The sequence below is a fragment of the Streptomyces purpurascens genome, assembly GCF_045040895.1.
GTDB classification, from domain to species: Bacteria; Actinomycetota; Actinomycetes; order Streptomycetales; family Streptomycetaceae; genus Streptomyces; species Streptomyces purpurascens.
The window spans coordinates 2247210-2260790 of record NZ_CP108341.1 but is presented as its reverse complement, the minus strand read 5'-3'; the positions used below and the strand labels follow the sequence as shown (position 1 = coordinate 2260790).

The following is a 13581-nucleotide window of genomic DNA, read 5'->3' as shown; positions in this document are numbered from 1 at the left end:
TCAACAGGGATGGGCCCGGTGTAGCGAAATCGAGTGATCTTGCTCTCAGCGGTGGGCGGTCCGTACCCCTACTGGCGGGTACGGACCGCCCTGCCGTGTATGGGGCATCTGGATGTCACCACCTGGGGCTCAGGGAGGTAGGGTCGTAGGCGGTCGGGGACATCCCAAACAGAGCTCGCCGGCTCTTCATGGCCGGCGTACCAACGAGGAGATCGGTTCGTGACGATCCGCGTAGGCATCAACGGCTTCGGCCGCATCGGCCGCAACTACTTCCGCGCGCTGCTGGAGCAGGGTGCGGACATCGAGATCGTGGCTGTCAACGACCTGGGTGACACCGCGACCACCGCTCATCTGCTCAAGTACGACACCATCCTGGGCCGCCTCAAGGCCGAGGTGTCGCACACCGCAGACACGATCACGGTCGACGACCACACCATCAAGGTGCTCTCCGAGCGCAACCCCGCCGACATCCCGTGGGGCGAGCTGGGCGTCGACATCGTCATCGAGTCCACCGGCATCTTCACGAAGAAGGCCGATGCCGCCAAGCACCTCGCCGGCGGCGCCAAGAAGGTCCTCATCTCGGCTCCGGCCAAGGAGGAGGACATCACCATCGTGATGGGTGTCAACCAGGACAAGTACGACCCGGCGAACCACCACGTCATCTCCAACGCGTCCTGCACCACCAACTGTGTGGCGCCGATGGCCAAGGTCCTCGACGAGAACTTCGGCATCGTCAAGGGCCTGATGACGACGGTCCACGCGTACACCAACGACCAGCGCATCCTGGACTTCCCGCACTCGGACCTGCGCCGCGCCCGCGCCGCCGCCGAGAACATCATCCCGACCACCACGGGTGCCGCGAAGGCCACCGCGCTGGTCCTGCCGCAGCTCAAGGGCAAGCTCGACGGCATCGCGATGCGCGTCCCGGTCCCGACCGGCTCGGCCACCGACCTGGTCGTGACGCTCCAGCGCGAGGTCACCAAGGACGAGGTCAACGCCGCGTTCAAGAAGGCGTCCGAGGACGGCGACCTCAAGGGCTACCTGGCTTACACCGAGGACCAGATCGTCTCCTCGGACATCGTCAGCGACCCGGCCTCCTGCACCTTCGACTCCTCCCTGACCATGGTCCAGGAGGGCAACTCGGTGAAGATCCTCGGTTGGTACGACAACGAGTGGGGCTACTCCAACCGCCTCGTCGACCTTACGGTCTTCGTCGGCAACCAGCTCTGATCAATCGAGCAGGCACGACCATGTGAGAGCAGGGCTCGGGCAGCGCGAGGACGCGCTGTCCGAGCCCTGACGCACGTACAGATCAGAGCTGTTCGATCACGAGCGCTTACGAGCGATCACGAGCTCTTTCAGGAGTCCCCTCATGAAGACGATCGACGAACTCCTCGCCGAAGGGGTCGCGGGCAAGCGGGCTTTCGTCCGCGCCGACCTGAACGTGCCGCTGGACGGCACGGCGATCACCGACGACGGCCGTATCCGCGCCGTGCTGCCCACGGTCAAGGCCCTCGCCGAGGCGGGCGCCCGCGTGGTCGTCGCCTCCCACCTGGGCCGCCCCAAGGGCGCCCCGGACCCGGCCTTCACCCTCGCCCCCGCCGCCGCGCGCCTCGGTGAACTCCTCGGCGCCGACGTGGCCTTCGCGACCGACACGGTCGGCGAGTCCGCCCAGGCCACCGTCGCCGCCCTGACCGACGGACAGGTCGCCGTCGTCGAGAACCTGCGCTTCAACGCCGGCGAGACGAGCAAGGACGACGCCGAGCGCGGCGCCTTCGCCGACCGGCTCGCCGCCCTCGCCGACGTCTACGTCGGCGACGGCTTCGGAGCCGTACACCGCAAGCACGCCTCCGTGTACGACCTCCCGGCCCGGCTGCCGCACTACGCCGGCTACCTCATCGCGACCGAGGTGGGCGTCCTCAAGAAGCTCACCGACGAGGTCGAGCGGCCGTATGTCGTCGCGCTCGGCGGGGCCAAGGTCTCCGACAAGCTCGCCGTGATCGACCAGCTGCTCGGCAAGGCCGACCGCATCCTCATCGGCGGCGGCATGGCCTACACCTTCCTCAAGGCCAAGGGCTACGAGATCGGCAAGTCCCTCCTCCAGGAGGACCAGGTCCCCGCCGTCCAGGAGTACATCGAGCGGGCCGAGAAGACCGGCGTCGAGCTGGTCCTGCCGGTCGACGTCCTCGCCGCGACCGAGTTCCCGGACCTGAAGACCAAGGCCCCGGCCAACCCCACGACCGTCGCCGCGGACGCCATCCCGGCCGACCGACAGGGCCTCGACAACGGGCCCGAGACCTGCAAGCTGTACGCATCCAAGCTCGCCGACGCCGCCACCGTCTTCTGGAACGGCCCCATGGGCGTCTTCGAGCACCCCGACTACGCCGAGGGCACCAAGGCGGTCGCCCAGGCACTCGTCGAATCCAAGGGCTTCACCGTGGTCGGCGGTGGCGACTCCGCCGCCGCCGTGCGCACCCTGGGCTTCGACGAGACGGCATTCGGCCACATCTCGACCGGTGGCGGCGCCTCCCTTGAATACCTCGAGGGCAAGACGCTCCCCGGCCTCGCCGCACTGGAGGACTGACCCACATGACCGCGCGCACGCCGCTGATGGCGGGCAACTGGAAGATGAACCTCAACCACCTCGAGGCCATCGCCCACGTCCAGAAGCTCGCCTTCGCCCTGGCCGACAAGGACTACGAGGCCGTCGAGGTCGCCGTCCTGCCGCCCTTCACCGACCTGCGCTCCGTGCAGACCCTGGTCGACGGCGACAAGCTCAAGATCAAGTACGGTGCCCAGGACATCTCGGCGCACGACGGCGGTGCCTTCACCGGCGAGATCTCCGGCCCGATGCTGGCCAAGCTGAAGTGCTCGTACGTCGCGATCGGCCACAGCGAGCGGCGCCAGTACCACGCCGAGACCGACGAGCTGGTGAACGCCAAGGTCAAGGCCGCCTACAAGCACGGCCTGACGCCCATCCTGTGCGTCGGCGAGGAGCTGGAGATCCGCGAGGCGGGCAACCACGTCTCCCACACCCTCGCCCAGGTCGAGGGCGGTCTGAAGGACCTCCCCGCCGAGCAGGCCGAGACCATCGTGATCGCCTACGAGCCCGTCTGGGCCATCGGCACCGGCAAGGTCTGCGGAGCCGGGGACGCCCAGGAGGTCTGCTCGGCGATCCGCGGCAAGATCGCCGAGCTGTACTCGCAGGACCTGGCCGACAAGGTCCGCATCCAGTACGGCGGCTCGGTCAAGGCGGGCAACGTCGCCGAGATCATGGCCCAGGCCGACATCGACGGTGCCCTGGTCGGCGGCGCCTCGCTGGACGCCGACGAGTTCGTCAAGATCGTGCGCTTCCGCGACCAGTGAGTATGCGGTAGCGGCGTAACGTCGTACCCTTGCGGGGTCCAGCATGTGCTGGGCCCCGCGTCGTCCGTCAGAATCCGAGGAAGTTGGTCCAGCCGTGGTTATGGGGTTCTCGATCGCCCTGATCGTCTTCAGCCTGCTGCTGATGCTGCTGGTGCTGATGCACAAGGGGAAGGGCGGCGGCCTCTCCGACATGTTCGGTGGCGGCATGCAGTCCTCCGTCGGCGGCTCCTCGGTCGCCGAGCGCAACCTCGACCGGATCACCGTTGTGGTCGGTCTGGGCTGGTTCGCGTGCATTGTCGTACTCGGCATCCTGATGAAGGTGAACAACTGACCGAGGAGCAAGCCGCACGGAACTCGTTCGCAAGGCCCCATGTTCGGTACGCGCAGCTGAGCGCGGCCTATCATGGGGCTTGCGTCTTCGTGTGAGGGTTGTAACTCCAATCACTGGACGCGCGTTGGGCCTTACGTAGACTGAGGCGCTCGCGGCGAAGCGGAACGCCGACTCGCTTCGCGGCACCATCACGCAGGGAGTTACGACCGTGGCAAGTGGCAACGCGATCCGGGGAAGCCGGGTCGGGGCGGGGCCGATGGGCGAGGCCGAGCGCGGCGAGTCCGCGCCGCGGCTGCGCATCTCCTTCTGGTGCTCCAACGGACACGAGACCCAGCCGAGCTTCGCCAGCGACGCGCAGGTGCCCGAAACCTGGGACTGTCCCCGCTGCGGATTCCCGGCCGGCCAGGACCGGGACAACCCGCCGGACCCGCCGCGCACCGAGCCCTACAAGACGCACCTGGCGTATGTACGGGAGCGGCGCAGCGACGCGGACGGCGAGGCGATCCTCGCCGAGGCGCTCGCCAAACTGCGGGGCGAGATCTAGAAGTCGAGACCGGCCGGGCACCAGCAGGTGCCCGGCCGGAGCTGGTTTCCGAGCCCCGCCGCGGTCCGCTCGCGGACCGATTGTCAGTGGTGCCCTCTACGGTTTGTGCATCGGGCGAACCGTGAGGGGGAACAGTGGCGACGGTCGGGGTGGGGAGCGTGCGCGCGCCCGCGTGGAGCGGGGGTTTCGGACGGCTGTGGAGCGCTGCCGTGCTGTCCAGCTTCGGTGACGCGCTGCGTACGGCCGCGCTGCCGCTGCTGGCCGTCACACTGACCGACGAGCCACTGCTCATCGCCTCCGTCACGGCCTGCGGCTATCTGCCCTGGATCGTCTTCGGACTGCTCGGCGGGGCCGTCGCCGACCGCGTGGACCAGCGGCGCGCCATGTGGATGGCGGATGCGTTACGCGGCCTGCTGGTCGCCGGCTTCGCCGTGGCCGTCGCGCTCGGACACGCCTCGATCGGCCTGCTCATCGCGCTGGCCGTCGCGCTCACCACCCTTCAGACCCTCTTCGACAACGCCGCGACCGCGCTGCTGCCCGCCCTGGTCGACCGGGACGCGCTCGGCAGCGCCAACGCCCGGCTGATGACCGGCCAGCGCGTCGCGGGCGGCCTGCTGGGCGGGCCGGTCGTGCCGCTGCTGCTGGCGGCGGGGGCCGCCGTGCCCTTCGCGGCCGACGCGGTGACCTTCCTGGTGGCCGCCGCGCTGATCGCCACACTCCCGGCCGACGGGACCGACCGGAAGCCGAGACCTGCGGGCAGCACCCTGCGCCGCGAGATCGCGCAGGGGCTGCGCACCCTGTGGCGCGACCGCGCCCTGCGCAGCCTGTGCGCCGCCACGGCCCTGTGCAACATCGGCATGGGCACCCTGCTCGCCCTGCTGGTCGTCCTCGTCACCGACTGGCTGGAGGCGGGCCCCGCGGGCTACGCGGCGGCGGGCGCCGCCGTCACTCTGGGCAGCCTGGCCGGGGGAGTGGTGAACAGCCGGCTGGTGGCGCGGCTCGGCCGGCTGCGGTCGGTGCTGCTCGCCGGATCGGTGCAGACCGCGGCCCTCGTCGTCATGGGCACCGTGCGCAGCCTGACCGTGCTGGTGGGGGTGCTGGCCGTCTTCGGGCTCATGGGCATGGTGTGGAACGTCAACACGACGACGCTGATGCAGGAGCGCAGCCCCGCTGAACTCCTGGGCCGGGTCAGCTCGGCCTTCCGCACCCTGGCCTTCGCCGGAGTACCCCTCGGCGCCCTGCTGGGCGGAGCCGTCGCCACCGCCTGGGGCCCGAACACCCCGCCCCTGCTCACCGCCGCCTTCTTCCTCCTGGCCGTCACCGCGCTGATACCCACGCTCCACGCGAACGTATCTGTTGTTGAACCGGCCGACGGTGCCACGACGACCGAGGCCACGCGCTGATCAATTAGGTTGGGACCGGCAGCGGGGCAAGGTACGCAGGCAGGACAGGAAAGAAGGCTGAAGTCCGAGATGAACGCAGACGGCCGTACCAGGCTCAACCAGACGCCCGAGTGGACGGCACTGGCCAAGCACCGCGAGGAGCTGGGCGAGGTCCGGCTGCGCGAGCTGTTCGCCGCCGAGCCCGGCCGCGGCACCGCGTACGCCCTCCGGGTCGGCGACCTGTACGTCGACTACTCCAAGCACCTCGTCACCGACGACACCCTGCGACTGCTGCGGGAACTGGCCGCCGCCACCGACGTCTTCGGGCTCCGGGACGCCATGTTCCGCGGGGAGAAGATCAACACCACCGAGGACCGGTCCGTGCTGCACACCGCGCTGCGCGCCCCGCGGGACGCGGTGATCGAGGCCGACGGCGAGAACGTGGTGCCGGGCGTGCACGCCGTGCTCGACAAGATGGCCGGCTTCGCCGACCGTGTCCGCTCCGGCGAGTGGACCGGCCACACCGGCAAGCGCATCCGCAACGTCGTCAACATCGGCATCGGCGGCTCCGACCTCGGCCCCGCGATGGCGTACGAGGTGCTGCGCGCCTACACGGACCGCTCGATGACGTTCCGCTTCGTGTCGAACGTGGACGGCTCCGACCTGCACGAGGCCGTGCGCGACCTGGACCCGGCGGAGACGCTGTTCATCGTCGCCTCCAAGACCTTCACCACCATCGAGACGGTCACCAACGCCACGTCCGCCCGAAGCTGGCTGCTGGCCGCGCTCGGTGACAAGGCCGCCGTCGCCCAGCACTTCGTCGCCCTGTCGACGAACGCCGAGAAGGTCGCCGGGTTCGGCATCGACACGGCCAACATGTTCGAGTTCTGGGACTGGGTCGGCGGCCGCTACTCGTACGACTCCGCGATCGGCCTGTCCCTGATGATCGCCATCGGCCCGGACCGCTTCCGGGAGATGCTCGACGGGTTCCGCATCGTCGACGAGCACTTCCGGAACGCGCCCGCCGAGTCCAATGTGCCGCTGCTGCTGGGCCTGCTGGGCATCTGGTACGGCAACTTCCACGACGCCCAGTCGCACGCGGTGCTGCCGTACAGCCACTACCTGTCCAAGTTCACCGCCTACCTCCAGCAGCTCGACATGGAGTCCAACGGCAAGTACGTGGGCCGGGACGGGCGTGAGGTGGAGTGGCAGACCGGGCCGGTGGTGTGGGGCACACCGGGCACCAACGGGCAGCACGCCTACTACCAGCTCATCCACCAGGGCACGAAGCTGATCCCGGCGGACTTCATCGGCTTCGCACGGCCGGTCGCCGAGCTGAGCGACGAACTCAAGGCGCAGCACGACCTGCTGATGGCCAACTTCTTCGCCCAGACGCAGGCGCTCGCCTTCGGCAAGACGCCTCAGGAGGTGCGGGCCGAGGGGGTGCCGGAGGAGCTGGTGCCGCACAAGACGTTCCAGGGCAACCACCCGACGACCACGATCCTGGCGCCCGAGCTGACGCCGTCCGTCCTCGGCCAGCTCGTCGCCCTCTACGAGCACAAGGTGTTCGTGCAGGGCGCGGTGTGGAACATCGACTCCTTCGACCAGTGGGGCGTGGAGCTGGGCAAGGTCCTCGCCAAGCGCGTCGAGCCCGCGCTGACCGAGGGCGCCGAGGTCGAGGGCCTGGACGCCTCCACGAAGGCGCTGGTCGCGGCCTACCGGGAGTTGCGCGGCCGGGGGTGACGGCTTCCGGACAGTGGACGCGGACGGTGGGACGCCGTCCGCGTCCCGTAGACTCCGGGCGATCATGACAGCGAGTGCTCGGGGGAGCGCGAAGTGGCACGCACACGCGGAAGTTGGACGGGCGGCACGCTGACGGCCCGGTCCCTGTTGAAGCCCCAGGACGTGGCTCGGGCCGTGTTCCACCCGGCGTGGATACCGGAGTCGCTCGATCCGTCCGTGGAGCAGCTCAAGAAGTTCCGGGTCATCGCAGGCGCGGTCGCGTCCCTCGGCGTCTACACCTTCATCCAGGGCGGCTTCGACTTCACGGAGCTGCTGGAGAACGCGATGACCGCCTCGGTCGTCCTGCTCTTCCTCACGCCGCTGACGGTCGGGGCGATGCTCTTCGTCTGGAGGCGCGGCGGCACCGTACGGCAGTTGCGGGTGCCTCTGCTCAACTCCCTCAAGCTGCTGGTGCTGTTCGTCGGATGTGTGGCCGCCCTGCTGGTGCTGGTGCGGACGGTGAACGGGTCGGCGCACCCCGCCGCGATCATCGGGGTCGGCGTGACGATGATGTGGATGCTCATCTTCACGGCCTACGGGGCGGTGCGGGTCTCCGGCAACTTCTTCGGTACGGCTGCCACGCACCGTTGTCTGCCGCCGCTGCTCGCCATGGTGACGAGCTGGCTGATGGCTGTCCCGGACCTGGTCACCGGTGATCTGCACGGGCTCAGCCTCAGGCTGGGCATCGTCTTCATCCTGGGCGCTCCGGTGACGGTCACCGCGATCGCGTTGCTGGAGATGGGGCGGCTGAGGCGGCGGTACGGGATCCGGCTGAGGGCACACCCGGCGACCCTGGCACCGGCCCCCGGTCCCGTTCCGCCGATGTCCCCGCACGTGCCGCCGGGGATGCCCCCGGCGGGGCAGCCGTACCTGCCGCCGCAGGGGAACCCGTACGGCAATCCCTACGGTGTGCCGCAGCAGCCCACCGGAGGCGGCAACCCCTACCCACCCCACCCGCAGCCGCCGTACAACCCGCAGCGGCCCTACGGCGGCTGACCGGCGAAGCCGCCGAAGTCGAGGTCAGGCGACCGCGCTCAGCGTGTCCGCGAGCCGGCGGCGTGCCGCGCGGGCCGCGGGCAGGGCGGCCAGTGCGGCCGCGCAGAGCACCGCCGCCGCCCCCAGCGGCAACATGAGGAGGGCCGACGGGCCCTGCGCGATCCCGGCGCCGATCCCGCTCGATCGGCCCTGGGCGTCGATGAGCCAGTGGGCGAGCGGCAGGCCCAGGACGGTGGCGGCGAGCACGGCCGCCAGGGCCGTACAGCCGGTGGCCGTGACCGTGATCGCCGTGATCTGGCGGGGGGACAGGCCGATGGCCTTCAGCGCCAGCAGGTCCCGTTCGCCCTCGCGGACGGCGCCGCCGATCGCGGTCAGCAGTTCGATGAGCCCGATCAGGGCGAGCACGGCGATCAGTCCGGCGACGACGGCGCGCAGCGGGGAGAGCCCGTCGGCGGGGTTGGCCACGGTGTGCACGTCCAGATGGCCGCGCCCGGCCGTGGCGAGCCGGTCGGCGACCTTCGCCGGGTCGGCGCCGGGGTCCAGGCGCAGCTCGTAGAGGGTCGGGCGGAGCCCGGGGTCGTTCGCGCGGAGAGTGTCGAGGGACGTGGAGATGACCCGGCCGGCGTTCTCCGGCTCGATGCTGCGGCCCACGATGTGCAGGATCTGCGGCTGGTCGCCGACGGTCATGCGGACCCAGTCGCCGACGCGCACGTCCAGCAGGTCGAGCAGTCCCTGCCCCGCCACGGCCTCGTCGGCACCGCGGGCGGCGCGGCCCTCGGCGAGGGTGTACGGGTAGGGGTCCTGGTGGGTGCCGAGGCCGCGCAGGGCGATGGTCGCCGTCTGGCCCGGGACCAGGGCGGCCGTCTCGACGCCGGGGTAGGCGGCGGCGACCTGCGGGTCGCGTTCCAGGAGGGTGCGGGTCTGCCGTTCGCTCAGGCCGGTGTCGGCGCGGACGCTGAGCGTGGTGGGCAGGCCGATCTGCTCCGGCTCGCTGTGGAAGCGGTCGATGGTGGTCCACGCGCTCATCGCCACGACGATCAGCAGCAGCGGCAGTGTGAGGCGGGCGACCGTGGCCAGGGACCGGGGGCGGCGGGTGAACGCCTTGTGCCAGCCCAGCACCAGCGCGGGCGGAATCCGCAGGCCGAGTGCCCGGCGGGCCATGCCGGACAGCTGTCCGGTGCGCGGAGCCGCGGGCGGGAGCCTGAGGACGCGGCGCACGCCGCTCGCCGCCCGCCTGCCCGGCGAAGCGGAAGCGGGCCGCACCCCGTGGCCGGCGGGCCGCGTTCCGCGGCTTCGGCCTGCTGCCCCGGTCAACCGCCCGCCCAGTGCCGCCGCGGGCCTCGGCACCGGCACCGGCGGCACCCGTCCCGCCCGCCACGCGGCCAGGCCGGTGGTCGCGCCGATGAACAGCACCGCGCCCACCGGGACCACGACCAGTGCCACGGTGTGCCCGGGTAGGCCTTGCCACACGCCGACCGCGTCCCCGAGCCGCCCGGGGATCCGGCTGCCCAGGGCCTCGGCGAGCGCGGCGGCGGCCACGGCGCCCAGCAGGGCGTAGGCGAGGTGCTGGAGCAGGAAGACGCGGACCACCTGCCCCGGGGTGAAGCCGATCGCCTTCAGCACGGAGAGGTCCCGCAGGTGGCCGCGGATACGGGTGCTGATCGCCCCGTGCACGGCGAGCCCGGCGGCGACCAGCGCGCCCAGCCCGAACAGGCCCAGCACCTGGCCGAGGAGCCGGTTGTCGCCCTGGGCCTCGGCGCGTGCCTGCTGCCAGGTGGAGACCTCGCCGATCGCCCCGGATCCCAGCACGGTCACGGCACGCTGCACGACGTAGGAGGTGTCGCCGGGGTCCGTCAGGCGCAGACCGATCACCTGGCCGCCGGGTTCCGGCACGGCCGACGGCAGTGCCCACACCAGGCCCGGTTGCTCACCGGGCCGGTAGCGCGGCTCGGCGCTGTCGGCGAGCCCCACGACGGTCAGCTCGCGGGCGGTGCCGGGCACGGTGAGGGTGTCGCCGGGCTCGGCCAGCAGCGCGCGGGCGAGACGGCTCTCGAGGACCACACCGTTCGGCGTCGAGGGGTCGAGCCAGTGGCCGGAGACGAGCGGCGGGCGGCCGACGGAGGGCCGTTCCGGAGTGCCGCGCAGCTCGACGGCGGCGCGGCTGCCCCTTGAGGAGACGGTGGTGGCGGCGGTGGGATAAGGGCCGGCGACGGAGTCGACGCCGTCCAGCCCGGCCAGTTTCCCGGTGTCGGCGGCGGTGTCGGTGTGCAGCCACACATGCGCTCCGTGCGACTGCGTGAACACGCGCTGCCAGGGGTTGGTCGCGTACCCGAACAGGGCCGTGGCCAGCAGCAGCGACGCGACGATGCCCGCGGTGGCGAGGACGAGGAACAGCGCCTCGCCGCGGTGCGTGCGCAGATCGGAGTGCGCCCAGCGCAGGGTGGCTCGCACGGGCCTCAGCCTCTCGGCCCGGACGCCGGGCAGCCGTCGTACACCCGCATGTCAGTCCTTGAGTTCCAGCACACCGGAGATGCCGGACCGGCGCGGTGGTGTGCCCCCGTCGAGTTCCGCGTCGTCGGCGATCCGGCCGTCGAAGAAGCTGATCACCCGGTCCGCGGCGCTCGCCAGCCGCGCGTCATGGGTGACCAGCAGGATCGTCTGGCCGCGCTGGTGGAAGCGGGACAGCAGCCGCATCACCTCGCGGGTGCCCTTGCTGTCGAGGCTGCCGGCCGGTTCGTCGGCCAGCAGCAGCGGGGGATGGTTGACCAGGGCCCGGGCCAGCGCGACCCGCTGCTGCTCACCGCCGGACAGCTCGCCCGGCATGCTGCGCTCCTTGCCCGTCAGGCCCAGCTCGCCCAGCAGCTGCTCGCGCTCGGTGCGCGCCCGCTTCGGCGAGCTCCCGGCGAGCAGGGCGGGCAGTTCCACGTTGTCGGCGACGGACAGGTTCGACACGAGGTTGAAGAACTGGAAGACGATCCCGATCCGCTTCCTGCGCTCCACCGCCCAGCGGGCCTCGCCGTAGGTGTCGGTGGACTCGCCGTCGAGCCAGAGGTGGCCCGCGTCCGGCCGCTGGAGCCCGCCGAGCAGATGCAGCAGCGTCGACTTTCCGGCGCCGGACGGGCCGGTGATCGCCACGAACTCGCCCTGCCGTACGCACAGGTCGACCCCGCGCACGGCATGGGCGGGCGCGCCCTCGCCGTGGTGCGTCTTCACCAGTCCCTCGGCGCGCAGCACAGGAGCGGGACGGTCGTCGCTCACTCCAGCTCCTCCAGCTCTTCCTGGCACCGCTCCAGCCAGTCGAGATCGGCTTGCAGGTGCAGCATCGCGCCCTCTATCAGCAGATGCGCGATGCGGTTGTCGCGGTCTTCGGCGGCGGCCAGCTTCGAGAGCTGCCGCATGGTGTTCAGATACTGGCGCCGCTGGTGGTTGATCAGGGAGATCTGGTCGGCGAGCCCGGTCTGCGGAGCGAGCGCCAGCTTCATGAAGAAGTCGTCCCGTACCCGCGGCTCGTCCTCGGGCTCCTCGAACCAGGCGCGCAGCGCCTCCCGCCCGGCGTCGGTGAGGTGGTAGACCTTTTTGTTGGGCCGGCTGGACTGCGCCACGTCCTCGCCCTCGATCAGTCCCGACTTCTCGAGGCGGCCGAGGGTCACATAGATCTGGCCGACATTCGGCTGAGGGTACGCGGAGCCCAGCAGTTGCTCAAGGTCCTGCTTGAGCTCGTATCCGTGGGCGGGGCCGCGGGCGAGGAGTGCCAGGAGGTGCAGGCGCACGCGTGCAGTCCTCCTGTCCGGTCAATGTGCTCCAGACCCTAGTATCGCCCATACCTAACAGGTATACATGGCCTCTGATTCCGGGCAAGGGAGCCCGTCGCCGGTGTACAGGGAGGAACCTATGCGGTGGATCCATGCCGCGGGTAGGGGCCTTCTCGTTCTCGTCGTGGTCATGACCGGCTACGTCGCCGCCGGAGCACAGGCGGGCGAGCCGGCCGACGGCGGTCGCGGACCGCTCACCCTGGCCACCGCCGGAGACCTCACCGGCTATCTCGGTCCTCTGCTGGAGGGCTGGAACCGCACCCACCCCGGCGAGAAGGTGACCCTCGTCGAGCTGCCCGACTCGGCCGACGAGACCCAGGCGCAGATGGCCACCGACCTGCGCGACGGCGACCGCAGCCGGTTCGACGTGCTCAACATCGACGTCAACTGGACCTCGGAGTTCGCCGCCGCGGGCTGGATCAGGCCCCTGCCCCGCGACCGCTTCCCGCTGAAGACCTTCCTCCCGCCGGTCGTCGACACGGCGACCTACGACGGACAGCTGTACGCCGTCCCGTACGTCACCAACGCCGGCCTGCTCCTCTACCGCAAGGACGTCCTCGCCAAGGAGGGCGTCGCGCCGCCGCGCACCTGGGCGGAACTGGAGCGGTACGCGAAGACCATCGCCCCGAAGTACGGCCTCGACGGCTACGCCGGGCAGTTCCTTCCCTACGAGGGCCTCACCGTCAACGCGGCCGAGGCCGTCTACTCGGCGGGCGGCTCGATCCTCGGCGACGAGGGCGAACGCGTCACCGTCGACTCGGCGGCGGCCCGCGAGGGCATCGGGTTCCTGGCCCGCGGAGTACAAGAGGGCTGGATCCCGAAAGAGGCGCTGGCCTACAAGGAGGAGGAGTCCAAGCAGGCCTTCCAGGAGGGCCGGCTGCTCTTCCTGCGGAACTGGCCGTACGCGTACGTCGGCGCCTCCGCCCCGGGCTCCCGGGTCGCCGGGAAGATCGGCGCCGTGCCGCTGCCCGGACGGGACGGGCCGGGGACGAGCGTCCTCGGCGGATCCAACCTGGCCGTCAGCAGCCACGCCCGGCACCCTGACTCGACCGCCCGCCTGATCGCGTACCTCACCAGCGAGGGCGTCCAGCGGCAGGTCCTCACCCGTGGCGCGCTGCCGCCCGTGCGGGCCGATCTCTACACCGACCCGCGGCTCATCCGCAGGTTCCCGTACCTGCCGACCCTGCGCGAGAGCGTGCTCGCGGCCGCGCCGCGCCCCAAGAGCCCGCGCTACGACCAGGTCAGCCTGGTCGTCCAGGCCGTCGTCCACGACGCGATGGCCGGGCACGAGACGCCGACGGCAGCGGTGCGCCGTCTGGCACGGGAGCTCGCCGTCATCTCGCGCGGCTAGCGCTCTTCTAGTTACTT

General features: G+C 70.9%; 12 protein-coding genes. 9 read left to right on the top strand and 3 right to left on the bottom strand.

Translation table 11 applies throughout. The annotated features are described in order from the left end of the window. Positions 1 to 219: 219 nt before the first annotated feature. From gap to OHU35_RS10300, 8 genes are all read left to right on the top strand, one after another. Positions 220 to 1230, top strand: coding sequence for a type I glyceraldehyde-3-phosphate dehydrogenase (gap, locus tag OHU35_RS10335; RefSeq protein WP_189731008.1), 1011 nt, complete (start codon positions 220 to 222; stop codon positions 1228 to 1230). A gap of 142 nt (positions 1231 to 1372) precedes the next feature. Continuing rightward, complete coding sequence (locus OHU35_RS10330) at positions 1373 to 2584, top strand: phosphoglycerate kinase (protein WP_189731010.1); 1212 nt, start codon at positions 1373 to 1375, stop codon at positions 2582 to 2584. 5 nt (positions 2585 to 2589) lie between these two features. Further along, positions 2590 to 3366 (top strand): triose-phosphate isomerase, encoded by a 777-nt coding sequence (gene tpiA, locus OHU35_RS10325; protein WP_189731012.1) that lies wholly within the window; start codon positions 2590 to 2592, stop codon positions 3364 to 3366. Positions 3367 to 3466: 100 nt separating this feature from the next. Next, positions 3467 to 3697, top strand: coding sequence for a preprotein translocase subunit SecG (gene secG / locus OHU35_RS10320; protein ID WP_184596855.1), 231 nt, complete (start codon positions 3467 to 3469; stop codon positions 3695 to 3697). A gap of 208 nt (positions 3698 to 3905) precedes the next feature. Further along, entirely contained in the window at positions 3906 to 4241 is a 336-nt protein-coding gene (locus OHU35_RS10315) for an RNA polymerase-binding protein RbpA (protein WP_003976875.1), read from the top strand. 134 nt (positions 4242 to 4375) lie between these two features. Then, positions 4376 to 5644, top strand: a complete 1269-nt coding sequence (locus OHU35_RS10310) for an MFS transporter (RefSeq protein ID WP_189731014.1) — start codon at positions 4376 to 4378, stop codon at positions 5642 to 5644. Positions 5645 to 5713: 69 nt separating this feature from the next. After that, positions 5714 to 7366, top strand: a complete 1653-nt coding sequence (gene pgi / locus OHU35_RS10305) for a glucose-6-phosphate isomerase (protein ID WP_189731016.1) — start codon at positions 5714 to 5716, stop codon at positions 7364 to 7366. A 93-nt stretch (positions 7367 to 7459) separates the two neighbouring features. Then, positions 7460 to 8401, top strand: a complete 942-nt coding sequence (locus tag OHU35_RS10300; RefSeq protein WP_189731018.1) for a hypothetical protein — start codon at positions 7460 to 7462, stop codon at positions 8399 to 8401. A gap of 24 nt (positions 8402 to 8425) precedes the next feature. Here OHU35_RS10300 and OHU35_RS10295 read toward each other — a convergent pair whose 3' ends face one another. From OHU35_RS10295 to OHU35_RS10285, 3 genes are read right to left on the bottom strand one after another with little or no spacing between them, the layout of a single operon-like run. Next, positions 8426 to 10852: an FtsX-like permease family protein gene (locus OHU35_RS10295; protein WP_189731020.1), complete on the bottom strand. Its 2427-nt coding sequence runs from the start codon at positions 10850 to 10852 to the stop codon at positions 8426 to 8428. A gap of 51 nt (positions 10853 to 10903) precedes the next feature. Then, positions 10904 to 11659 (bottom strand): ABC transporter ATP-binding protein, encoded by a 756-nt coding sequence (locus OHU35_RS10290; RefSeq protein ID WP_189731022.1) that lies wholly within the window; start codon positions 11657 to 11659, stop codon positions 10904 to 10906. Beyond that, positions 11656 to 12171 carry a PadR family transcriptional regulator gene (locus OHU35_RS10285; RefSeq protein ID WP_184596865.1) on the bottom strand — a complete coding sequence of 172 codons (516 nt, stop codon included), beginning with the start codon at positions 12169 to 12171 and terminating at the stop codon, positions 11656 to 11658. Before OHU35_RS10285 ends, OHU35_RS10290 begins: the two co-directional genes overlap by 4 nt. 121 nt (positions 12172 to 12292) lie before the next feature. Here OHU35_RS10285 and OHU35_RS10280 point away from each other — a divergent pair, with 121 nt between their 5' ends. Next, positions 12293 to 13564 carry an ABC transporter substrate-binding protein gene (locus OHU35_RS10280; protein ID WP_405505189.1) on the top strand — a complete coding sequence of 424 codons (1272 nt, stop codon included), beginning with the start codon at positions 12293 to 12295 and terminating at the stop codon, positions 13562 to 13564. Positions 13565 to 13581 lie beyond the last annotated feature (17 nt).